This window comes from Pseudomonas sp. D1-36, assembly GCF_051132205.1.
Classification (GTDB): Bacteria; Pseudomonadota; Gammaproteobacteria; order Pseudomonadales; family Pseudomonadaceae; genus Aquipseudomonas.
In genome coordinates this window covers 771054-792625 of sequence record NZ_CP071674.1, presented here as the reverse complement: position 1 = coordinate 792625, position 21572 = coordinate 771054, and the positions used below count along the sequence as shown (strand labels likewise).

16 protein-coding genes are annotated in these 21572 nt (G+C 60.6%); 5 read left to right on the top strand and 11 right to left on the bottom strand.

Translation table 11 applies throughout. The features are described from left to right. Positions 1 to 141: 141 nt before the first annotated feature. A complete protein-coding gene (locus J3P76_RS03425) occupies positions 142 to 1587 on the top strand; it encodes a SulP family inorganic anion transporter (protein ID WP_434701491.1) in 1446 nt (481 codons plus the stop codon). A gap of 120 nt (positions 1588 to 1707) precedes the next feature. On the opposite strand, the gene J3P76_RS03420 is transcribed toward J3P76_RS03425, so the two are convergent. Next, a complete protein-coding gene (locus J3P76_RS03420) occupies positions 1708 to 2634 on the bottom strand; it encodes a LysR substrate-binding domain-containing protein (protein ID WP_434560799.1) in 927 nt (308 codons plus the stop codon). A 42-nt stretch (positions 2635 to 2676) separates the two neighbouring features. Then, positions 2677 to 3267 carry an NAD(P)H-dependent oxidoreductase gene (locus J3P76_RS03415; protein WP_420765638.1) on the bottom strand — a complete coding sequence of 197 codons (591 nt, stop codon included), beginning with the start codon at positions 3265 to 3267 and terminating at the stop codon, positions 2677 to 2679. Positions 3268 to 3465: 198 nt separating this feature from the next. Between J3P76_RS03415 and J3P76_RS03410 the strand changes: the two genes are divergently transcribed. After that, positions 3466 to 3780, top strand: a complete 315-nt coding sequence (locus tag J3P76_RS03410; RefSeq protein WP_420765639.1) for a putative quinol monooxygenase — start codon at positions 3466 to 3468, stop codon at positions 3778 to 3780. Here the strand turns inward: J3P76_RS03410 and J3P76_RS03405 are convergent. Continuing rightward, positions 3770 to 4534: a sulfite exporter TauE/SafE family protein gene (locus J3P76_RS03405; protein WP_434627941.1), complete on the bottom strand. Its 765-nt coding sequence runs from the start codon at positions 4532 to 4534 to the stop codon at positions 3770 to 3772. The two genes, J3P76_RS03410 and J3P76_RS03405, sit on opposite strands and share 11 nt — an antisense overlap. A gap of 213 nt (positions 4535 to 4747) precedes the next feature. Between J3P76_RS03405 and J3P76_RS03400 the strand changes: the two genes are divergently transcribed. Together J3P76_RS03400 and J3P76_RS03395 are read left to right on the top strand one after the other, a co-directional pair. Then, positions 4748 to 5629, top strand: a complete 882-nt coding sequence (locus tag J3P76_RS03400) for a LysR family transcriptional regulator (protein WP_420765641.1) — start codon at positions 4748 to 4750, stop codon at positions 5627 to 5629. Positions 5630 to 5727: 98 nt separating this feature from the next. Then, positions 5728 to 6072, top strand: coding sequence for a cupin domain-containing protein (locus J3P76_RS03395; RefSeq protein WP_003177747.1), 345 nt, complete (start codon positions 5728 to 5730; stop codon positions 6070 to 6072). A 119-nt stretch (positions 6073 to 6191) separates the two neighbouring features. Here the strand turns inward: J3P76_RS03395 and mmsB are convergent, their stop codons facing one another. Both mmsB and J3P76_RS03385 read right to left on the bottom strand, forming a co-directional pair. After that, positions 6192 to 7079, bottom strand: coding sequence for a 3-hydroxyisobutyrate dehydrogenase (gene mmsB, locus J3P76_RS03390; RefSeq protein WP_434607911.1), 888 nt, complete (start codon positions 7077 to 7079; stop codon positions 6192 to 6194). A gap of 10 nt (positions 7080 to 7089) precedes the next feature. Further along, positions 7090 to 8616: a CoA-acylating methylmalonate-semialdehyde dehydrogenase gene (locus J3P76_RS03385; protein ID WP_434607913.1), complete on the bottom strand. Its 1527-nt coding sequence runs from the start codon at positions 8614 to 8616 to the stop codon at positions 7090 to 7092. Between the two features lie 141 nt (positions 8617 to 8757). Between J3P76_RS03385 and J3P76_RS03380 the strand changes: the two genes are divergently transcribed. Beyond that, entirely contained in the window at positions 8758 to 9705 is a 948-nt protein-coding gene (locus J3P76_RS03380; protein ID WP_434702017.1) for a LysR family transcriptional regulator, read from the top strand. Here the strand turns inward: J3P76_RS03380 and J3P76_RS03375 are convergent. The 6 genes from J3P76_RS03375 to recC all read right to left on the bottom strand — a co-directional run bounded on the left by J3P76_RS03375 (position 9702) and on the right by recC (position 21419). Beyond that, complete coding sequence (locus J3P76_RS03375) at positions 9702 to 10205, bottom strand: OmpA family protein (RefSeq protein ID WP_420765644.1); 504 nt, start codon at positions 10203 to 10205, stop codon at positions 9702 to 9704. The two genes, J3P76_RS03380 and J3P76_RS03375, sit on opposite strands and share 4 nt — an antisense overlap. A 4-nt stretch (positions 10206 to 10209) precedes the next feature. Then, on the bottom strand, positions 10210 to 11478 hold the full coding sequence (locus J3P76_RS03370) for a diguanylate cyclase domain-containing protein (protein WP_420765645.1): 1269 nt from the start codon (positions 11476 to 11478) through the stop codon (positions 10210 to 10212). Further along, a complete protein-coding gene (locus tag J3P76_RS03365) occupies positions 11475 to 12050 on the bottom strand; it encodes a YfiR family protein (protein ID WP_434701490.1) in 576 nt (191 codons plus the stop codon). Before J3P76_RS03365 ends, J3P76_RS03370 begins: the two co-directional genes overlap by 4 nt. A gap of 146 nt (positions 12051 to 12196) precedes the next feature. Beyond that, positions 12197 to 14284: an exodeoxyribonuclease V subunit alpha gene (gene recD, locus J3P76_RS03360; RefSeq protein WP_434701489.1), complete on the bottom strand. Its 2088-nt coding sequence runs from the start codon at positions 14282 to 14284 to the stop codon at positions 12197 to 12199. Beyond that, on the bottom strand, positions 14281 to 17970 hold the full coding sequence (recB, locus tag J3P76_RS03355) for an exodeoxyribonuclease V subunit beta (RefSeq protein ID WP_434701488.1): 3690 nt from the start codon (positions 17968 to 17970) through the stop codon (positions 14281 to 14283). Before recB ends, recD begins: the two co-directional genes overlap by 4 nt. After that, the gene (gene recC, locus J3P76_RS03350; RefSeq protein ID WP_434701487.1) at positions 17967 to 21419 is read right to left on the bottom strand and encodes an exodeoxyribonuclease V subunit gamma; all 3453 of its coding nucleotides are present in this window, start codon (positions 21417 to 21419) and stop codon (positions 17967 to 17969) included. Before recC ends, recB begins: the two co-directional genes overlap by 4 nt. Between the last annotated feature and the right edge of the window lie 153 nt (positions 21420 to 21572).

Sequence of the window (21572 nt, the reverse complement as noted above, 5' to 3'; positions counted from 1 at the left end):
GGCGACGATGAAAATTCAGCGCAAGATTTTCATCGCCCACAGACGACTGGCCGCCCTGCACTCAATTCCGTACCATCCGCACCTGTCTTCACACCGCTTCCCCGGCAGCCGACCGTCCACCGGCGCCCAGTCAGGTAAACCATGAAACCAGCACGCCTTCGCGCCGACGCCCTCGCCGGCCTCACGACCTCTTTCGCCTTGCTCCCCGAATGCATCGCCTTCGCCCTGGTGGCGCACCTCAACCCACTGATGGGGCTGTACGGCGCGTTCATCATTTGCACGCTGACCGCGTTGTTCGGTGGTCGGCCCGGGATGGTGTCGGGCGCGGCGGGGTCCATGGCGGTGGTGATCGTCGCGCTGGTGGTACAGCACGGCGTGCAATACCTGTTGGCGACCGTGCTGCTGGGCGGGTTGATCATGACGGCGTTTGGGCTGCTGCGACTGGGCAAGCTGGTGCGCATGGTGCCGCATCCGGTGATGCTGGGGTTCGTCAATGGCCTGGCAATTGTCATCGCTTTGGCGCAACTGGAGCATTTCAAGCGCGACGGCGCCTGGCTCAGTGGCCCCACGCTCTACCTGATGGTCGGCCTGGTGGCGCTGACGATGGCCATCGTCTACCTGCTGCCGCGCCTGACCCGCAGCGTGCCGCCCGCCCTGGTGGCGATCCTCGGCGTTGGCCTGGCGGTCTATCTGCTTGGCTTGCCTACCCGAACGCTGGGCGACATGGCGCACATTGCAGGCGGCTTGCCGGTTTTCGCCCTGCCGGACATTCCCTGGAATCTCGAAACCCTGCTGATCGTCGCGCCTTACGCCGTCATCATGGCGATGGTCGGTTTGTTGGAAACCCTGCTGACCCTGAACCTGACCGACGAGATCACCGAGAGCCGCGGTTATCCTGACCGTGAATGCGTGGCGCTGGGCGCGGCCAACATGGCCTCCGGGTTATTCGGCGGCATGGGCGGTTGCGCCATGATCGGCCAAACGATGATCAACCTCAGCTCGGGCGGGCGCGGGCGGATATCGGGCGTCGTGGCCGGGGTGATGGTGTTGCTGTTCGTGTTGTTCTTGTCGCCGCTGATCGAGCGCATTCCGCTGGCGGCGCTGGTGGGCGTGATGTTCGTGGTGTCGCAGCAGACATTCGCCTGGGCCTCGTTGCGAGTGGTCAACAAGGTACCGGCGAACGATGTGCTGGTGATCATCGCGGTGACCGTCATCACGGTATTCACCGACCTGGCCGTCGCCGTGCTCTGCGGGATTATCATCGCGGCGCTCAACTTCGCCTGGCAACAAGCCCGGGAGCTGTATGCCGACGCGCAACTGGAAGCGGACGGCAGCAAGCTCTATCGCGTGCACGGCACCTTGTTCTTCGCCTCGACGACGCCGTTTCTCAACCAGTTCGACCCGGCCAACGACCCTGATCTCGTTACCCTTGACTGTCGTCACCTGAGTTTCGTCGACTACTCGGCCATCGCCGCGCTGATGACCCTGCGCGAGCGCTACAGCAAGGCCGGCAAGCACCTGCGGGTGTTTCATCTGTCCGAGCGTTGCAAGCAAATGCTCAAGCGCGCGGATGTGCACCAGGATTGACAGGACCCCGGCACAAAACTTGTGGGAGCGAGCTTGCTCGCGACAGCGTTGGGCCAGCCATATCAATGCTGACTGACCCGGCGCCATCGCGAGCAAGCTCGCTCCCACAGGTTCCACGCTTTAATTAACGATCTGGTCGGCTCTCTTGGGACTCGAAGCGTACCCGGCGAGCTTGCCTTGGATGAAGTCCAGGAAGCACTGGATGCGCAGGGCCAGTTGGGAGTTGCGGTAGTACACCGCATTGATCGGCTGGCGATAACCGCTGTTGGCATCGGCGAGCAACACCTTGAGCCGACCGGCGCGGATGTCGTCCCGGGTCATGAAGTCCGAGAGGCAGGCAATGCCCTGCCCTTGCAGCGCCAGGTGACGCACCGTTTCGCCGCTGGACGCACTGATGGCCGGCTGGATCGGCCAGCGATCGCCGTGGATGTGACGCAGTGGCCACTGGTTGAGCCCGTCGTTCTGGGCAAACCCCAAAAGCGAATGTTCCGCCAGCTCGGCAACGCTTGAGGGCGTCCCCCGCCGCTTCAAGTAAGCCGGACTGGCAAGAATGTGCAACGGGCTGCAACCCAGTGAGCGGGCATGGAGCGTCGAATCCGTGAGCGTACCGATACGAATGGCGACGTCCGTGCTTTGTTCGAGCAAATCGATGATCAAGTCGTTGCTGTTGAGCTCCAGCTGGATATCCGGATACAGCGTGCGGAACTCTTCGATGTGGGGGACGATGGCGTGGAGCATGAACGGCGATGCCGCGTTGATCCGCAAGCGCCCGGCGGGGGTCTTATGGCGAGACGACAGCCGCTCTTCCAGCTCATCCATCTGGTCGAGAATGCCCTTGGCCTGCTCGAAGAAGTACTTGCCCTCCTCAGTCAGGTCCATGCGCCGCGTGGTGCGGTTGATCAACGTGGTGTCGAGCTTGGCTTCCAGGCGCGACAAGGTGCGACTGACCGCCGAGGGTGTCTGCCCGACTTGCTCGGCGGCGGCGGAGATCGACCCGCATTCGATCACGCAGACGAAGATCTGCAACTCGTCGGATCTGGCTTTCACAGGTGTCCTCTCGCTTTCAGGCAAGTCCCGATAGTAGCCCGATTACCGCGAAAGGCCGAACACCTCGATCAGATGCCGCTCATACCGCGCCACATCTTCTTCGATGTTCGGGCGCTTCATCACGTCCACGCACAGGAAGGTCGGCAGAGCGGTCATGCCCAGGAATTGATTGGCCTTGTGGAACGGGAAATACACCGCGTCCACGCCCTTGGCTTCGAAGAAGTCCGTCGGGTCGTCGAAGGCTTGCTGCGGGGCGTTCCAGGTGAGCGACAACATGTATTGCTTGCCCTGTACCAAACCACCGCTGCCGTATTTTTGCGACGCATCGGAACGAGTCCGGCCGTCACTGGCATAGAGGCTACCGTGGCCTTCGGTAAAGACTTCGTCGATGTATTTCTTCACGGTCCACGGAGCGCCCATCCACCAGCCGGGCATCTGATAAATGATTACGTCGGCCCAGAGAAACTTGGCGACTTCTTCCTTGATGTCGTAGCCACCGTCGATGAAGGTGGTTTTCACATCAAGGCCGCCTCGGTCCAGGACGCTGAGCGCGGTGTCGTGAAGGGTGGCGTTGTAGCGACCGTCGGAATGGGCGAATTGCTTACCGCCGTTGAGCAACAGGACTTTTTTCATTGCAAGCCTCATCGATTCCAGGCGTGGCCGCTGGGCCGTCGCTCACTGGAAGATTAAAAAGATGGCGGCAGAGTACCGATGAGACTCGCGTGGAATAAGCACCCGAACGGCAAAACTGTTTTGATCCATATGCACGAATCGCTGCCCGATTGTTGCCTTAAACTCTTACAGTCCTTTAATCCTGGAGCCCGAGCCCTGATGAGTGAATTGCACGGTTTCATCCTGCATGCCAAGACCCGACCGGAAAAAGCCGAAGCCTTCGAAGCCTTGTTCCGCGCTTACGTCGAACCGAGTCGGGCCGAGCCCGGCTGCATCGAGTACCACATGTTGCGGGACCAGCAGGACCCGACGTTGTTCATCTTCTATGAAATCTGGGCATCCCAGGCCGATCTGGATGTGCACTCGAACCTGCCGCATATGAAGCAATTTTTCGAACAACGTATGGATTACCTGGAACGAGACTTCGAGATTCGTCGCGTCGACATGCTCAGCCCCTCTTCGGCTAACCGCTGATCAAAAGATGGCCGCCGAGCACGCCGAGGCCGATGAAAAACACCCGCTTGAACAGCACGGCGCTGAGCCGCTGGCGCAACCATTGCCCCAACCACATCCCCAGCAACGCCGGTATTAGCGCCAGCAGCGACGCGCTCAACTCGCCGCCGCCCAAGGCGCCTCGCCACAACAGCCCGGCCGCCAAGGCCAATGTTGAAACGGTAAATGACAAGCCCAGGGCCTGGACCAGCTCATCTCGGTTCAAGCCCAACGCCTGGAGATAAGGCACCGCTGGAATCACGAACACGCCAGTGGCCGAAGTGATCACACCGGTGAGCAAGCCGCAAAGCGGAGCAAGCCAGCCTTCTTGCCCGACACCGACCCGCAACGTTGGTAGAAACAAGCCGCTCAACGCGTAAACCATCAGCGCGGCGCCCAGTCCCTTTATTGCCCATGCCCCGCCCACCATGCCGATCCACAACGTACCGAATCCGGTGCCGATGAAAATCGCCAGCAGCAGCGGCCACAGCCGCCGTATGAGCGCGCGCAAATGCCCGCCAAACGTCAACTGCCAGACATTGGTCAGTGTCGCCGGAATAATCAACAGCGCTGCAGCCTGCATCGGGGCCATAGCCAGCCCGAGCAAGCCCATGGCGATGGTCGGCAGGCCGAGACCGATCACCCCCTTGACGGTACCGGCCAGCAGGAAGGTGCCAATGACCAGCAACGAAAGGGCCAGACCGAGGTCCTGGTAGAAAGCGAAGAGTGTGTCCATAGGGCTATCGTGCGCCCCGGGCCTTGGTTTTGAAATGTGCCATATACTGAGGGTGCCTCTCTTCCTGCAAGAGGCTGGTAACTTTGGCGATGCTACTGGCGCCATCGCGAGCAAGCTCGCTCCCACAATGGATTGCATTCGAAACTGTGGGAGCGAGCTTGCTCGCGATGACGATAAACCCGGCGCCGCAACACTGAGACAGGAACCCCGGCCATGCACCTCGACTTCACCGACCTGCGCCTCTACCTGAACGTCCTCGACGCTGGCAACATCACCGCCGGCGCGGCCCGCAGCCATTTGTCCCTGGCTGCGGCCAGTGCGCGAATCCGTGCCATGGAGGCGTCCCTGGGCATCGACCTGCTTGAACGCGGGCGACGCGGCGTCACCCCGACGCCGGCCGGCAAGGCGCTGGCCGAACATGCGCGGATCCTGCTGCAACATGCCGAACGCCTCCAGCAGGATCTGGCCGAATACGCCCGAGGCGCGAAAGGCCGGGTGCGGCTGCTCTGCAACACCAGCGCCATGACCGAGTACCTGCCCGAATTGCTCGCCGGTTTTCTCAAGGCCCATCCCAATCTCGACATCGACCTGCAGGAGTTGCCCAGCTCCCGGATCACCCATGCGCTGCGCCAGGGCACAGCGGACCTGGGTATCGTTTCCGACGCGGTGAACACCGATGACCTTCAGGCCTGGCCATTTCGCGACGACCCGCTGGTATTGATCCTACCGACCGGACATTCGCTGGCTGACGGCCGAGCCGTGCGTTTCAGCGAGACCCTCAATCACGACTATATCGGCCTGAACGCCTCCAGCGCCTTGGCGATCCACTTGGAAGAACAGGCCCTGCACATCGGCTCACGCATGCAGATCCGCATTCGCGCCGACAGTTTCGATGGGGTGATTCGCATGGTGGCCCACGGCGCTGGCATCGCTATCGTGCCAAAGGCTGCCATCGACCGGCGACCGTCCGAGCCCGCGTATCGGTGCGTCCCGTTGCAAGAGACCTGGACCCGACGAGCGCTGCTGCTCTGCGCCCGTAACTTCGAAGGTTTGCCGCCCTATGCCAAAGCCCTGGCTCAGCATTTGGCCGAATAATGCGCGCTTCTGGACAGCCCGGTGTCGAGCACAGGCATCTGCCCAGTCCTGCTCCGCGCTAGGGTGCAGCTTCTTTTTTGCCCCTTTTCGGAGCTCACATGACCGCCCCCATCACCGTCCTGCGCGACACCCATCCGCTGCCCGTACTCGATGCCTGCAAATGGGAAAAACTCGAAGGCGATCCGCACACCGTCAACCTCAATGCTTACACCAGCGAAGACGGCAGCAAGATCATGGGCACCTGGATTTGCACGCCCGGCAAATGGCGTGTGGACTATGTGAAGTGGGAGTACTGCCATTTCCAGGAAGGCTATTGCGTGATCACCCCGGACGGCATGGCGCCGATCCATCTGCGCGCCGGTGACATTTTTGTCGTCGAGCCGGGCATGAAAGGCACTTGGGAAGTGGTCGAGACCGTGCGCAAGTATTTCGTGTTTGCCTGACATAAAAAAAGCCGAGAGACCACCCGACGCGGTCGCTCGGCAAATAACTTCCAGAATGCATCACCCTGTGGCGAGGTGATTTATCCCCTCGCCACAAAAACTTCAGAGCGCCTCAAGTTTTACTGCGGCTTGCGATAGCTGTTAACAATCGCCGAGAAATCCTGGCCGCCCTCGCCCCGCTGGCTCATCGCCTGATATAGCTGCTGCGCCACCGCGCCTAATATCACCGGCTGACGGGCTTGGCGCGCGGCTTCGGTGGCCAGGCCCAAGTCCTTGAGCATCAAGTCCGCGCCGAAACCGCCGGTATAACCGCGCGCCGCTGGTGCCGTTTCGATCACGCCCGGCCATGGGTTGTAGGTATCCGAACTCCAGCACCGCCCGGTCGAGCTGTTGATAATGCCGGCCAGCACCTGGGTGTCGATCCCCAAGGCATCGCCCAGCGCCATGGCCTCGCTGACACCCACCATGGAAATCCCCAGCAGCAGGTTGTTGCAGATCTTGGCGATCTGCCCGGTGCCGACTTCGCCGCAGTGCACGATGTTGCGGCCCATTTGCGCCAGCACCGGTTGCAGGGTGGCGAACAGCTCGTCCGTAGCCCCAACCATGAAGGTCAACGTGCCCGCCGCCGCGCCGCCAGTACCGCCCGAGACGGGCGCATCAGCCATCGCCACTCCTTGCTTCGCAGCGGCGGCCGCCACGTCACGAGCGGTCTGCGGATCGATGGTGCTGCAATCAACGGCCGGCGTATCAGCGGCGATGCCGGCGAGCACGCCGTCCTCACCCAGCCAGACACTGCGTACATGGGCGGCGGCCGGCAGCATGGTAATCACCAGCGCCGCACCCTGGGCCGCATCGCGGGGCGAGGCGCTGATCGTGCCGCCCAACGCCGCCAGTTCGGCCAGCACCGTCTGGTTCAGGTCGAACAGGTTCAGCGAATGGCCCGCCTTGAGCAGGTTGCGCGCCATAGGAGCGCCCATATTACCCAGGCCGATAAATGCGATGTTCATGTCCGGCTCCTTAACGCAGATTGATGGTGGTGTTCACACCGTCATTGACGCTGTCGTCATCGAACCAACGCGCGGTAACGGTCTTGGTCTGAGTGTAGAACTGCACCACCTGTTTGCCGTAAGGGCCAAGGTCGCCAAGCTTCGAACCACGGGAACCGGTGAAGCTGAAGAACGGTACCGGCACCGGGATCGGAATGTTGATGCCCACTTGGCCGACGTCGATTTCGCTCTGGAACTTGCGCGCCGCCGCTCCGCTCTGGGTGAACAGGCCGGTGCCGTTGCCGAATGGGTTGGCGTTGACCAGGGCAATGGCCTGATCCAGGGTGTCGACTTCCAGCACCACCAGCACCGGGCCGAAGATTTCTTCGGTGTAGATGCGCATGTCGGTGGTCACGCCGGAAAACAGGGTCGGGCCGACAAAGTTGCCCTGCTCGAAACCCGGCACGCTGATTTCCCGTCCGTCGAGCTCCAGCTTCGCGCCTTCCTTCACGCCGCTTTCGATCAATTCAAGGATCCGCGCCTTGGCTCGCTTGGAAATCACCGGGCCGACATCAGTGCCCGGCTCGCTGCCTGCGTTGACCTTGAGCTTCTGCGCCAGCGCCTTCAGCTCCGGCAACCATTGCTTGGCCGCGCCCACCATCACCACGACGGAGGTGGCCATGCAACGCTGGCCCGCCGCGCCGAAACCGGCGCCGACCAAGGCGTTGAGGGTTTGCTCGCGATTGGCATCGGGCAACACCACCGCATGGTTCTTCGCGCCCATCATCGATTGCACGCGCTTGCCATGGCGGCCCGCCAAGTCATAGACGTGGGTGCCTACCGCTGTGGAGCCGACGAAGGAAACGGCCTTGATGTCCTTGTGGGTACAAAGCGCATCCACCACGTCCTTGCCGCCGTGCACCACATTGAGAACGCCTGCCGGTACGCCGGCCTCGATGGCCAGTTCCACCAGCAGCATGGTCGACAACGGATCCTGTTCGGACGGCTTGAGCACGAATGTATTGCCGCAGGCGATGGCCATCGGAAACATCCACAACGGGATCATCGCCGGAAAGTTGAACGGCGTGATTCCCGCGCATACCCCGATCGGCTGGCGCAGTGTGTAGGTGTCCACGCCCCCGGCGACGTTCTCGGCGAACTCGCCCATCTGCAGGGTGCCGATGGAACAAGCGTGCTCGACCACTTCAAGGCCACGGAAAATATCGCCTTCGGCATCCGCGATGGTCTTGCCTTGTTCGGCGCTCAGCACCGCGGCGATGCGCTTGGAATGCTCGCGAATCAGGGCCTGGAGCTTGAGCATGATGCGCATCCGCGCACCGATGGGCGTCAGTTTCCAGGTCTGGAAGGCACGCTGGGCAGCGGCGATGGCTGCATCGACTTCCGAGGCCGTGGCAAACGGGACCTTCGCCAGCACCTGTTGGGTAGCCGGGTTGACGATGTCGTGCCATTCGTTGGATCGGGATTCAACCCACTCGCCATCGATCAACAGTTTGACGGTATGCAGGGCAGTGTCGCTGGGCGTGAGGGAAACGTTCATGCTGGCCTCCGGGATTGTTCTTATATAGAGAGCGCTGGTTCAGCTAAGACCAAGACGCACGAGCACGCTTGGTGATGAGACGGTTTATGGAGTATAGATGTGCAAACTTCTAATAAGAACGCACATAAAAACCGGTCCATCATGCAAAAAAACATCACCTCCCTCGGTTCGCTGAACTGGGACGACCTCAAGTTTTTCCTCGAAGTGGCCCGTACCCGCAAGGCCAGCACAGCCGCCAAGCGCCTGGCGGTCGACTACACCACCGTGTCGCGACGCATCAGCTCGCTGGAAGCTTCATTGGGTACGCTGCTGTTCGAAAAATCCCGGACCAATGGTTTTGTTCTGACGGCCGAAGGCCAGCGGTTGCTGGGCTACGCCGAATCGATCGAAAGCACGCTGCACATGGCTTGCGAACAGGTGTCTGGCTCCGGCGTCGCGCTGTCCGGCCATGTGCGCATGGGTTGCACCGAAGGCTTCGGCAGCTTTTTCATCACGCCGCAATTGAGCCACTTCGTCGATGCGTACCCGGCGATTTCAGTGGACATCCTGCCGCTGCCGCACTTCATCAGCCTCTCCAAGCGCGAAGCCGACATTCTCATCGCCCTCGAGCGCCCTGAACATGGCCCGTATGTCTGCTGCAAGCTGTGTGATTACCGGCTGCAGCTCTACGCAACCCAGCACTACCTGGACAACCATCCGCCCATCCACCATCCGGCGGATCTGGGCAAGCATTCGTTCATCAGTTATGTCGACGACCTGGCATTCAGCTCCGAGCTGCTGTACCTGGCCAATGTCTTGCCCGGCGCGCACGCACATCTGCGCAGCACCAGCGTGATCGCGCAGTTCGTCGCTGCGCAGCAAGGTCGGTCGCTGGCAATCCTGCCGTGCTTCCTCGCGGCCCAGGACTCACGCCTGTTGCCGGTGCTGCCAGACGAAATCACCGTTACGCGGCAGTTCTGGATGTACTGCCGGGAGGACTTGAGGAAGCTCAAGCGGATTACGTTGTTGTGGGACTACATCAGGGATGTGACTGAGCAGAACCGGCCATTGCTGATGGGCAACAGCCGGGAGATGGTTTTTGCCGACTAATCGGCGATGACCACGATGGCAACGCGGCGGTTTTCGGTGCGGCCGCTGGCGGTGTCATTGGACGCGACGGGCTGGCTGCTGCCGAGGCCGCGCGACTGGACGTTCTCTTCGCGCATGCCCACGCCGATCAATACTTTACCGACGCTGTCGGCCCGACGTATCGACAGTTGTTCGTTATAGGCTTGGGAGCCTGATGCGTCGGTGTGACCATCGATGCGAACTCGCTCGATACCCGCGCCCAGCAGCGCCTTGCCAATGCGCTCGACAATTTCGGTGCTGGCTGGATTGAGAGTTTCCACATCGCTGCCAAACAGCACTTTGCCTGAGAGGCCGAAGGCCCAGCCCTCCTCCGTCAACTTGAAACCCTGCTCCTTGAGGACGGCGATTTGCGCTGGGGTCAGGCCCTTTTGCGGGGCGGTCTGACACCCAGCGAGGGTAAATACGGTGATCAATAAAAATGCTGCGAACCGCAGCAGAGAAAAACGAGCATTCGAAAGCATGCATTCAGCTCCTGGTTTGAAGTTCCGCGACCGGGTGCTCCGCACCCGCCGTGTGTTGACCGCCTCGGGCGAGGCGTTTGGCCTGGTACATCGCCGCATCGGCGGCGCTGAGCAGCGCACCGGGCGTTGCCCCATGCTCGGGGTAAACGGCAATGCCGATACTGAGGGAGGTCAACACCGAGGCGTTACCTGGCAACTGGATCGGCATTTCCATGCTGGCGATGATTTTTTCGGCGATTCGCTCGGCATCCTCGATCTTGTGCAACGGCGTCAGCAGCACCGCGAATTCGTCGCCGCCCAGGCGTGCCACAAGGTCATCTTCTCGTAACTGAGCCCGCACCCGGGTCGCGACGGCAGTCAACACCGCGTCGCCGGCGGCGTGGCCGAAGTTGTCATTGATGCCTTTGAAGCGATCGCTGTCCAGATACAGGACGGCTACTTGCTCGTCGAGCTTGCTGGCATTGCGCAAGGCGCGGATCAATCGACCTTCGAAAAATGCCCGGTTCGGCAACCCGGTCAGGCTGTCGTGGCTGGCCTGGTGAGCCAAGGTCTCGTTTTCACTTTGCAGGTGGGTCTGCCAGGACTCGAGCTCAGCGAGCAATCCATTGAAGTCATTTCCCAGGTTATCCAGCTCGGCGATGTCGGCCGGGGGAACCCTTCGGTCCAAGGCTCGCTCGCAGCGCGCGGCGTGGGCGACCTCAGCCAAGCTGCGCAACGGTCCAGTGATCGCCCGCAACTGACGTCGCGCCAGATACAGCGCGACCCAGGCACTGACCGCCGTACACACAATGATTCCCGCCAGGCCGCTGAGCAGAAAACGCAACAGACTGCCGCCATGCCCCGCCAGCAGGATCCTGCCGATATTTTGCCCTTGGTGGACGATGGGAAGGCTGATGGGTTTTTCCAGGAACGCCTTGGCGATGTGCATTTCCAGCTCTGAAAGAAGTCCGGTCTCCGGCCGCTGCCAGCGCGCTAACAAGCGGCCCTGCTCGTTGAATACCTGCGCATCGGCCACCTCTTCGGTGGTGGCGATCAAGGCCAGCGCTTCGGTGGCGGCGGCCTCGTCATCGAACACCACTGCCGCTTCCACGGTGTAGTTGATCGAACGGGCGATGAGGTGCAGGTTGTGATCGGCGTAGACACGCAAGGCAAGCACGCCCAGCAATGTAAGGGAAACACTGGCCATGGCGATCGCCACCAGCGCGACGATCAAATGACCGCGACCGATGACCGACCCCAACGTGGGACGAATTCGTGGTTTTGACGAACTCATGGGGCGGCAGGCCTGCGGCGTGATAGTTGGAGGACACTGGGATGGATGCGCACGCCACTACGGGCGACCGAGTCGAGATTGACCTCGAACGACACTTGCTCATCACCGACCCGCAGGCAAAACAGACTGCCCACGGTGCATTCATCCCCGCCCTCGCTGATGCTCAACACAGGTTGGCCAATCAGCGAAGCAAACAGACGGGAGCGTTCAGCAGTGCTCAGATTGCCGATATAGACGGCGTTGCAGTCAGCGGTGATGCTCGGATAATCAGCCAGCACACGCTGCACGGTCACGGGGCGACCGGTCGCCTGGGTGGTGCCTTTGACGAGGTCATCGGTATATTGGGTGGGGCCGACGATACACAGTTGCAGTTGCGTTGGCTCGACCGGCCACCGCGCATAACTGAGAATGCCTAATACAACCTGGGTGACCGCCTCGGCTCGCTGGTCGGCTCGAGTAACAGCCGACGGCTCCTGGGCAATGACCGCAGGCGACAGCAGCCACAAAAGAAAGGCAAGCAAATAATGCCTGCAATCCTTGCTGCGCACCGCCTCCCGTCCCACCGCCGTCATGAATGATCTCTTGTTGTAGATAAGAGCCGGAACGATAGCACAGTGTCAAAAAGCCAGCGAGACAGTGTCCTACAAAGAGCTCCGACAAAAAACAGGCATTAGCGCAAGCAACGCACTGGCACACCAAAACCGATCATTGCGTCACCTTACTCCCATTCCAACATCAAGCCGCTCAAGCGCTTGACCTTGCGTTGCACCGCCTCTTCGAAAATCCCCGCGCGTGGCTCTATCAGACTGAACCATTGTTTGGCCCGGGTGATAGCGGTGTACACCAATTCCTTGGTCAGTACAGGATTCAGGGCATCCGGAAGGATCAACGCCGTGTGAGTGAACTCCGAGCCTTGGGACTTATGCACGGTCATGGCGTATACGGTTTCCACATCGTTCAATCTGCTGGGCAGCACAAAACGCACGCCACCTCGGCCGTCGTTACGAGGAAATGCAACCCGCAGCACCTGTTTTCCGGCATCCGGTCCGTCACGCTCAGGCAACCTGAGGGCAATGCCGATATCGCCATTCATCAATCCCAACCCGTAATCATTGCGCGTCATCAATACCGGACGCCCCTCATACCAAAGCTGGTCATTGTCGATCAGCCGCGCCTTGAGCAGCGCGGCAGTGATCCGTTGGTTCAACCCTTCGACACCCCACGGGCCTCTGCGCACCGCGCAAAGCAACTGGAATTCGTCAAACGCCGACAAGACCTCCCGAGCCCAATCATTCCAGCAATCGTCTTCCAGCGGGCGGGAGGCCGCCGGACGCCGTTGCCGCAAGATGCTCAGATAATGCCGATATCCCTGCGGCCCGGAGGCTTGGCCATCCAGCAGCAAACGTTCCAGCGCATTATCGTGTTCGCCTTTCAACGCCAACGTGGATAGATCGGGGTATTGGCCCTTGCGCAATAGGTTCCGCGCCTGCTCCGGCTGTTGTCCATTGACCAGGCGGGCCAACTGGCCAATCCCACTGCCCTCGCCGAAACGCCGGGAATGCCTGAGCATGACCACTTGCTGGGCGAGGGGGTGAGTACCTTCGAGGTCCTGCTTCAGGTCACTTGTCATCAGGTTTTCGCCGCTGACGGATTCGAGCCACGCCAGAGTCTGTGGGCTATACCAACCCTCTTCGGCATCGCGGCACAAATCGCCAAGCACCGCGCCGGCTTCGACCGAAGCCAACTGGTCCTTGTCCCCCAGCAATACCAAACGCGCATGGGACGGCAACGCATCCAACAGATTGGCCATCATCTCCAGATCAATCATCGAAGCCTCATCGATGACCAGCACATCCAGTGGCAGGCGATTGCCTGCATGATGACGAAAATGACGGGTACCGGGACGACTGCCCAGCAGGCGATGGACCGTGGTGACTTCGCAGGGAATGCGTTCACGCACGGCATCGGTGACGTCCAGCGTGCGAACCTGTTGGCTGATGGACTCGGTCAGGCGTGCCGCCGCCTTGCCGGTGGGCGCGGCCAGACGAATGCGCAGCGGCTTACCTGCTTCGACAGCGGGTGCCTGCAACAAGGCGAGCAGACGCACGACCGTGGTGGTCTTGCCGGTGCCGGGGCCGCCCGTGACGATACTGAACGCGCTTCGGGTCGCGAGCGCGCAGGCCAGTTTCTGCCAGTCGACCGGCCCCGTCGCGCTGGCCGGACCAAACAGCCCGGCCAGGCGCTCATCCAAGTCATCAGGCACCGCTCCGTGGTCGGCCAGCCGTTGACGCAACGCATCGTCGATTCGTCGCTCGTAGCCCCAGTAGCGACGCAGATAAAGACGTTTACCGGCGAGTACCAGCGGCCGTTGTCGTGCCTGCTCACGCTCGTCGCCTGCCAGGGCGACCAGCGGGCTGGAAGCCAGTACTTTGCACCAGTCGGCACCATCGAGTGTCTGCAAAACCTGCGACGGCAATAGCATCACGCCGGGCTGCAGGTCTCCCTCCGGTGGCAAGGACAACGCAAAATCCGGCTCCTTGAGTGTTTCGAACAGATCCAGGCAGACATGCCCGTGCCCCAATTGATGGCTGGCAAGGGCCGCGGCAAGCAACACCAGCGGGTCGTCTTCTGGGCACAGTTCATGGAGGAACGCCACGAATGCCCTGTCCAAGGCTCGCAGCCAACCGCGCTCCACCCAGCGAGTCAGCAGCAGCAACAGGTCGTCCACGTCGCTCAAGGGCGCCAAATCCACCAGGCTCTCGTCGTCGGAATTCTTGGGAAGCAGGTCCGCAAAAGAACGACTCATAACAGTTCTCCCTGCACCCAAGCCGGCTCCGCCTTGGGCTCGGGCATTCCTCGGAACAGGCGATCCAGTTGCTCTATCAAGGCGCGCGCAGGCTTGGTGAAGTAGACACCCTGGCTGGCAGCGCGTGTGCCACGAAGGAATATATACAGCGCGCCGCCAACATGCTTGTCGTAGTCATAGTGGGGCAAGCGCGCCTTGAGCTGGCGGTGCAAGGCCAACAGGTACAGCACGTATTGCAAGTCGTAGCGGTTATCCAGGATCGATTGCTCCATGGCCTGCATGGTGTAGGCGGCGTCGTCCAATCCCAGCCAGTTGGACTTGTAATCGGCCACATAATATCGACCGTCGTGCTCGAAGGTCAGGTCTATGAAACCCTTGAACATGCCATTGAGCAATACCGGTTCCGCAGCGACACGAGCCACGCCGTCATGGGTGAATCGGCAAACCAGATCATCGAGCTTGAGCACATCGACCTTGTGGCTGGCGAACCAGAATTCCATTTCCACTTGGAACCGGGTCAAGTCTTCCAGCACCACCGGCGCTTGGCCGCCGCCAATACACAGAGGCGTTTTGATCAGGTGCAACAACCAGTCGCCAAGGGTTTTGATCCAGCCATTCCAACCCCGGCGGTTGCAGCGTCGGGCAATGGCATCCTCAATGATGGCTGGCGCCGTCGGGAATCCTTCGCCGGCAGCCCACTCCAGGAGCCCATGCAGGAAGGTACCGGGGTTGGGGCCACGGGGAAAACGGTGGATGTCACCGCCCGCAGCCGCAACTTCCCGCGGGGCGTCTGGATCGAGTCGCTCATCATCGAACAGTTTCTGGGCTTGGGGATTTTCCGGTGCGGTGTCACCGCCCACGTTGAGGCTGTCGCCGAAACGCAACGCACTGTAGGAAGCAATCCACCAGTTCTCACTGGCTTTGCGCAACGGAATCAAGGGTTCAAGCAATACCGCGTCGTTGCGTGCGGGTCGGTAGTGCTCGTCGCTGGGCTGGGGCATATCCAGGCAGCTCACCGCCTGGCTGCCTTGCCGCAGGTCTTCCAACCAACGTCTGAGCTCTACCGACTCGTTCAACGGCGCACCACCACCCAACAGATAGCCCAGGGCAGACAAATGTAGAATCGAGCGGTTATTACTGCCGCGCTTGAGATCGGCGACACCCAGCCAGCAGGCGTGCTGGGCACGGGTAAGTGCCACGTACAAAAGACGCAGGTCCTCTGCCAGACGCTCGTCATCGGCCTTGGCGATCAATTCCGGGGTCGGGGCGAGACTGATCTGCGCCAGGCCGCGCTCATCGTGGTAATGCAGCGGAAGTCGACTGCCATCCACCGGCTTCGTCGAGCATATGAACGGGAGGAACACCAGGGGGTATTCGAGTCCCTTGGACTTATGGATCGTCACTACCTTGACCAACTGCTCGTCGCTTTCGAGGCGAAGGATCTGCTCTTCTCCCGCCTGCCCGGTCATGGCCAGATGCTCGGCCAGGTAACGAATCATGGCTTGCTCGCCATCCAGCTCGACGGCGGCCTGCTGCAACAACTCACAAAGGTGCAGCAGGTTGGTCAGCACCCGCTCGCCGTCATCACGTGCCATCAGGGACTGAGGCAATTTGAAGTCGTGCAACAAGCGCCTCAGCATCGGCAGCACACCTTGCGCGCGCCAGACCATCCGATAGCCCCGGAATTGCATCACACGGCTTTCCCACGCCAACTCATCCTGGTTCAGGCGCTCAAGCTCTGTGAGCGGCAGGTTCAACGTAGTGCTGGCCAGGGCTGTGCGCAGCAGTCGCTCCACATCCGGCTCGGCGCATGCCTTGAGCCAGGTCAGCAAATCCCTTGCTTCCTGGGAAGCAAATACCGAGTCCTTGTCTGATAGATAGACACTGCGCACGCCTCGTGCGGACAACTCGCCGCGCACGGCCTGCGCTTCCTTGCCATCGCGCACGAGAATGGCGATGTCGGCCGGCAGAAGACCACGAAGCATTTCCCCATCATGGAAAAAGCCATCGCGCCCCGACTGTCCGCCGTTGAGCAGCGCAGTGATTTCGCTGGCGCAGGCTGCAGCCATCTGCTGCCGATACACCGCTCCGGAAACTGGCTGGTCAGAGACCAGGTGCCAAACATTAAGGGCAGCGACAGTCTGCCCCGAAACCCGCAAGCTCTCTTTGCGCCCTTGGGACTCGACGGGCAGGAACGGCACGGGATTGTCACCCGATGGCTCGCGGAACAGGAAAGCCCCTCGCCCCTGCTGACGCGCCTCGGCATGTTGGAAAACCTGATTCACCGCGCCGACCATGGCATGGCTGGAGCGGAAGTTTGTCCCCAGCGTATGCAACCGGCCAGCGGTGGCTTCCCTGGCGCGCAGGTAGGTATAGATATCGGCGCCGCGAAACGCATAAATGGCCTGCTTCGGATCACCGATCAGGAACAGCCCGCTTTGCGGATTGTTGTCTTCAATGCGATAGATGCTTTCGAAGATTCGGTACTGGATCGGATCGGTGTCCTGGAATTCATCGATCAGCGCCACTGGGAACTGCTCGCGAATCAGGCTAGCCAGCCGCTCCCCGCCTTCAGCCTGCAACGCCGCGTCCAGGCGCAGCAGCATGTCGTCGAAACCCATTTCAGCCCGGCGCCGTTTCTCCGCTTCGAAGCGTGTCCCGACCCATTGCGCGGCATGCTGCAACACCGCCGCGTCCGGGGTGGGCAGGGCGTCCAGGCTGGCCTTGAGGCCCGACATCGCATCCAGCCCGGGATGACTGGGCACATCGCCTTTCCAGGCCTCGGCCATGCCCTCGGGCGTCAGCCGTGTGAAGCCGGTGCCAATGTCCAGCAGCTCGAGACTTTCGTCCTCGACCCAGGCCGTGATCTTCTGGAACCAGGGTTCGAAATAGCGAGCCTGCATCTTGCGTCCGTCGACGCTTTTATTGGCAACGCCCTGCTGGCAGATTTCCAACAACTCCACGGCCCATTGTCGCCAAGGAGCCTTGAGGTCGAGCAATGCCGCGCTGCGTTCCTGAAGGGATGCGACGATCAGCTCGGCCGGCTCGATCCCCTGCGCCTCACCTCGAGAACTGGAAAACAAACCCCTTACCCGGGGCAGCAGGGCGGCAGGCCCGCCCCAGTGAGCCCGCACCCAGTGCAGCGCTTCACCTTGCATCGAATAGCAGAACAGGCGCCAGTAGTCGCGCAGCACCTCTGCGAGCAACTCGCTGTGATCGGTTTCCAGGGTTTGCGTAAACAGGCTGCCACTGTCGAAGGCATGCTCGCGAAGCATTCGCTGACACCAGCTATGGATAGTCGAAACGGCCGCTTCGTCCATCCATTGCGCGGCTATATCGAGCCGGTTCGCGCAGGCTGCCCATTGCCCTTCCCCGAACTCATCACGCAACGAGGCAATCAACGAGTCCGGGGCGGGAATCTCATCGCGAAAAAAACGCGCCGCTTCCGCCAGGCGCGTACGGATACGCTCCCGCAGTTCCTTGGTCGCGGCATCGGTGAAGGTCACTACCAGAATCTGCGGAGGAAGCAGCTCGCGGTCAAACCGCGTCTGCGGGTCGCCATGCCCTAACACCAGGCGCAAATACAACGCCGAAATGGTAAAGGTTTTCCCGGTACCGGCACTGGCCTCGATCAATTGACTGCCACGTAGCGGGAAGGCCAGGGCCAAGGGAGTTTTCCGGCTCATGGATGTACGTCCTCGCTCACCAGTGAGCGCCAAGGCGCTTCGAGTAGCGGCCGATAAACCGCATCACACCAGTCGGGAAATGTTTCGTCAGCGACCAGCGCATTGAAGTCGGGGTATTGTCGTGCCAGGGCAGGGCTTTCCCGGCGCTCCCCCTCAAACGTCAGCCCGTCACCTTCGTAGGCTTTGCGAGCCGCCGCCAGGGCTTTCTCCGGGTCGCTTTGGTCGAGCCAGGCGAACGCGGTCTTCACCGCGATTGGCAAGGGTTGGCGCATACCAGCCCGCCAGGCTTGCAGCAGGTCGCCAAGGACCTGGCGCGCTACGGTTTCGTCAAAAGGGGCGAGCAGCAAGCTGTCATCACTGGCGACCAACGCCGTAGTCATCGAAAGCCCACTGGCGCAGGCTACAAGATGGTTGACCCAGACCCGTATCAGTCGATGCCATTTGCGGGTCTTGGTAGATCCGATGCTGTTGGGGATAGCGGTAATGGCGAGGACCGAGCCATCGCCTCGCTGATGCAGGCCGCTAAGCCATCCTTCTATGCTGACATCGTGTATACGAAGGCTGACGGGGACGGCGCTGGTCAGTGGAGTGGGCCATGAAGACAGGAGCTGCTGGTAGCGCTGCAGCAGGTCAGGCAACGGCTCGATCAACTCGCGCTGCAGGCTTTCACCGAAACCCGCCATGGGCAGCAGGCCACTGTTCTGTAACCGCTTGGCGTGCGCCGCCAACGCCAGGTCCGATTGGTCGAGGCGAACAAGGGCGGCCTCGAGCAGGCTGTCGCTCAAGCTGTAGCGCTGCAGGGCATCAAGAACGAAAGGTTCGTCATCGGCCAGGGGGGCTTCGAAAGTCTCGAAGAACACCTTGAGTCGCTGGCTGAAGAAATGACGAACAGGATTGCGCAGAAAATCCTGCAACTGAGCGATCCCCAATGGCTCTTCCTGGGCATAGGGCTCCAACATTGCAGGCAGCGCGCTGTGTTCTTGGGCCTCGTGAAGCGAACGCCATTCACCGGCATAGCTGAACAGCCCGTCACCCTGATAAAAGTACCGGGCGCTGAACGGCTGCAAAGGATGCTCCTGAGTCAACGCCTCGAGTAGACCCTCATCACCATTTGCCAACCGCCACCCACTGGCAAGATGATCACGCAACTGGCCGATCAAGACCGATGCCGGCCGATCGCTGTTGTCACGAATACTGCGACCGACCCAACTGATGTAGAGCTTTTCCCGGGCAGAAAGCAGCGCTTCCAACAGTAGGTACCGATCGTCCTCACGCCGGGAACGATCGCCTGGGCGGTAATCGCTGCCCATGAGGTCGAAATCCAGCGGTGGCTGAGCTCGTGGATAGTCGCCGTCATTCATTCCCAGCAAACAAACCAGCTTGAAGGGTATCGCTCGCATCGGCATCAACGTACAAAAGTTGACCGCTCCGGCGAGGAAACGTTGGGACAACTTCCCCTGATCCAGTCCGGTCAGCCAGGCTTCCCTGACAACCGTCAAAGGAAGCTCATCCTCCAGCCCGACCGAATCGCAGGTTTCCAGCCAGGTTTCACGCAGGTCCTCGAGTTGGGCCAGCAGATAATCGTCGTGCTCGTTGCTTGCCAGGAAGAACAATTGCATCAAGTCATGCAAACGCGCCCCCCATTCCTTGGGAGAGGTTGGCTGGCTCAGCTCCCGGTGAGCGACTTCCAGCGCATCCAGCAAAGCCACCAGCGGACCGATCAAAGCCGCATCGAGGCCACCGATTTCGTCATAGGGCTCGATGCCCTCGTAAGCCTCTGAATCGCCAACCGCATACCCCAGCAACATGCGACGCAGGCCGAAACGCCAGCTGTTCTGCTCAAGCTCTGCGGGCAAACCCAAACTGGCGCGATGCCGGGCATTCATCCCCCAGCGAATGCCTGCTCCCTCAATCCAGCGGTGCAGTATCGGCAAGTCGGCCTCATTGATGCCAAACCGCTCGCGCAACGCTGGCACGTCCAGCAGATCGAGAATCTCGCTGACCGGAAACCGACTATCCGGGAGCCTGAGCAAATGCTCGACGGCGATGAGCAAAGGGTCACGGCCACGCTGGCCCTGATCTGTCAGGGTGAAGGGGATGAAACGAGGGTCACCCCGATCAAGCTGGCCAAACACGGCGCGGATATGCGGCGTATAACTGTCGATATCCGGGACCATGACGATGATATCCCGGGGACGCAGGGACGAATCCTTGCTGAAGTGCGCAAGCAATTGATCATGAAGGATCTCAACTTCACGCTGGGCACTGTGGGCCACATGGAAACGGATCGACTCGTCTTGTTGCGTATCGACTGAAGGCCAGTGTTGCCGGGTTTCATCCAAGGGGCGCAATTCCAGGATATCGTCCTGCAACTGACTAAGAAGGGTCGTGGGATTACCGTCGCTGAACAGATCGATACGCCCTTCGCGAAATACCGAGCGATAGGTGTTTGGATCATCATAGCTGTCGAGAAGGTTGATGTAGTCGCGCCCTTGCTTTCCCCAGGCAGCCAACAGCGGATGTGCATGCTGATGCAAAGTCTGCGAATCCAGGACATTTGGCATGCCGCTTTTTCGTGCCTGCCGTTTGTATTGGTGACGAAGCAGGTCCTTGTCGGCGACGATGTCCGCCCAATGGTAACGACAGGGGTTGTGAACACACAGTAAAACCTGGCTGAACCGTGAAAGACCGGCCAGGGCCTCAAGCGCTTGGGCTGGCAGTGAAGAAATACCGAACACGATTACGCGAGCCGGTAGGCCTTCGGGAGCGGCTTCAAGGTGATTGATGCGCTCAAGATAGCGCTGGTGAACGCCGGCACGGCTTTGAGCCATGCCCTCTTCACCCACATCCAACAGCAGCGCTCGCCACAGCTCCGCTTGCCAGCAATTTGCCGGCGCGAGCGGCTTTGTTTCACCACGCACGCTCCTTGTCTGGTGCCGTCCCTGCGCCCAATCTTCAAGCCAGTCGGCTCGGTACACCTGATACTGGTCGAAAAGATCAGCCAGACGCTCGGACAATTGGTAGCGCTTACGTAAATCAGTGTCGTCAGACAGGAAACGTCGCAACGGTTCGAAATGAGGCTGTTCAATTAGCTGCGGCAGGAGACGCATCAGCCTCCATGTGAGCGGCGCCTTATCCAGTAAGGATTTAGCCGGAATTTCATCACTGCCAAGCACCATTCGATAGAGCTGCCACATGAAACTGCCGGGCAGCTGCACCTCGATGGCAGCCGCAATTCCGCAGCCGCCACTGTCATCGTCTTCAGGATCTTCAGCCAGTGCCAACTTCAGCCATTGGGCGATGCCGTTGCTTTGAACGAGGGCGATTTCATTTTCAAGCGGGCCTAGCGGATAGCGTCGCATCAGGCTGATAACCAGGCTGCGCAACTCATCAAGGCGATTCCCATGAACCACCATGAAAGCAGGGCTGAGGGACGTCGCGTCCGGCATAAAGGCATCCTTGAAAAGTGCAAAAGCTAGGGCAGAACCTTAGCACTGTCGGTGGGCTGTGGCAGCCGGGAGCTGTCCGCGCTTATCGTAAGAACTTTCCTGCGGGCAAAACAAAACCCCTACCTGCATCAGCAGATAGGGGTTTCGGAATTT

Bases quoted from the DNA above. Each gene is read 5' to 3' on its own strand.
- J3P76_RS03425 (WP_434701491.1), top strand. From the start codon at position 142: ATGAAACCAGCACGCCTTCGCGCCGACGCCCTCGCCGGCCTCACGACC.
- J3P76_RS03415 (WP_420765638.1), bottom strand. From the start codon at position 3,267: ATGAAAAAAGTCCTGTTGCTCAACGGCGGTAAGCAATTCGCCCATTCC.
- J3P76_RS03410 (WP_420765639.1), top strand. From the start codon at position 3,466: ATGAGTGAATTGCACGGTTTCATCCTGCATGCCAAGACCCGACCGGAA.
- J3P76_RS03405 (WP_434627941.1), bottom strand. From the start codon at position 4,534: ATGGACACACTCTTCGCTTTCTACCAGGACCTCGGTCTGGCCCTTTCG.
- J3P76_RS03400 (WP_420765641.1), top strand. From the start codon at position 4,748: ATGCACCTCGACTTCACCGACCTGCGCCTCTACCTGAACGTCCTCGAC.
- J3P76_RS03395 (WP_003177747.1), top strand. From the start codon at position 5,728: ATGACCGCCCCCATCACCGTCCTGCGCGACACCCATCCGCTGCCCGTA.
- mmsB (WP_434607911.1), bottom strand. From the start codon at position 7,079: ATGAACATCGCATTTATCGGCCTGGGTAATATGGGCGCTCCTATGGCG.
- J3P76_RS03385 (WP_434607913.1), bottom strand. From the start codon at position 8,616: ATGAACGTTTCCCTCACGCCCAGCGACACTGCCCTGCATACCGTCAAA.
- J3P76_RS03380 (WP_434702017.1), top strand. From the start codon at position 8,758: ATGCAAAAAAACATCACCTCCCTCGGTTCGCTGAACTGGGACGACCTC.
- J3P76_RS03375 (WP_420765644.1), bottom strand. From the start codon at position 10,205: ATGCTTTCGAATGCTCGTTTTTCTCTGCTGCGGTTCGCAGCATTTTTA.
- J3P76_RS03370 (WP_420765645.1), bottom strand. From the start codon at position 11,478: ATGAGTTCGTCAAAACCACGAATTCGTCCCACGTTGGGGTCGGTCATC.
- J3P76_RS03365 (WP_434701490.1), bottom strand. From the start codon at position 12,050: ATGACGGCGGTGGGACGGGAGGCGGTGCGCAGCAAGGATTGCAGGCAT.
- recD (WP_434701489.1), bottom strand. From the start codon at position 14,284: ATGAGTCGTTCTTTTGCGGACCTGCTTCCCAAGAATTCCGACGACGAG.
- recB (WP_434701488.1), bottom strand. From the start codon at position 17,970: ATGAGCCGGAAAACTCCCTTGGCCCTGGCCTTCCCGCTACGTGGCAGT.
- recC (WP_434701487.1), bottom strand. From the start codon at position 21,419: ATGCCGGACGCGACGTCCCTCAGCCCTGCTTTCATGGTGGTTCATGGG.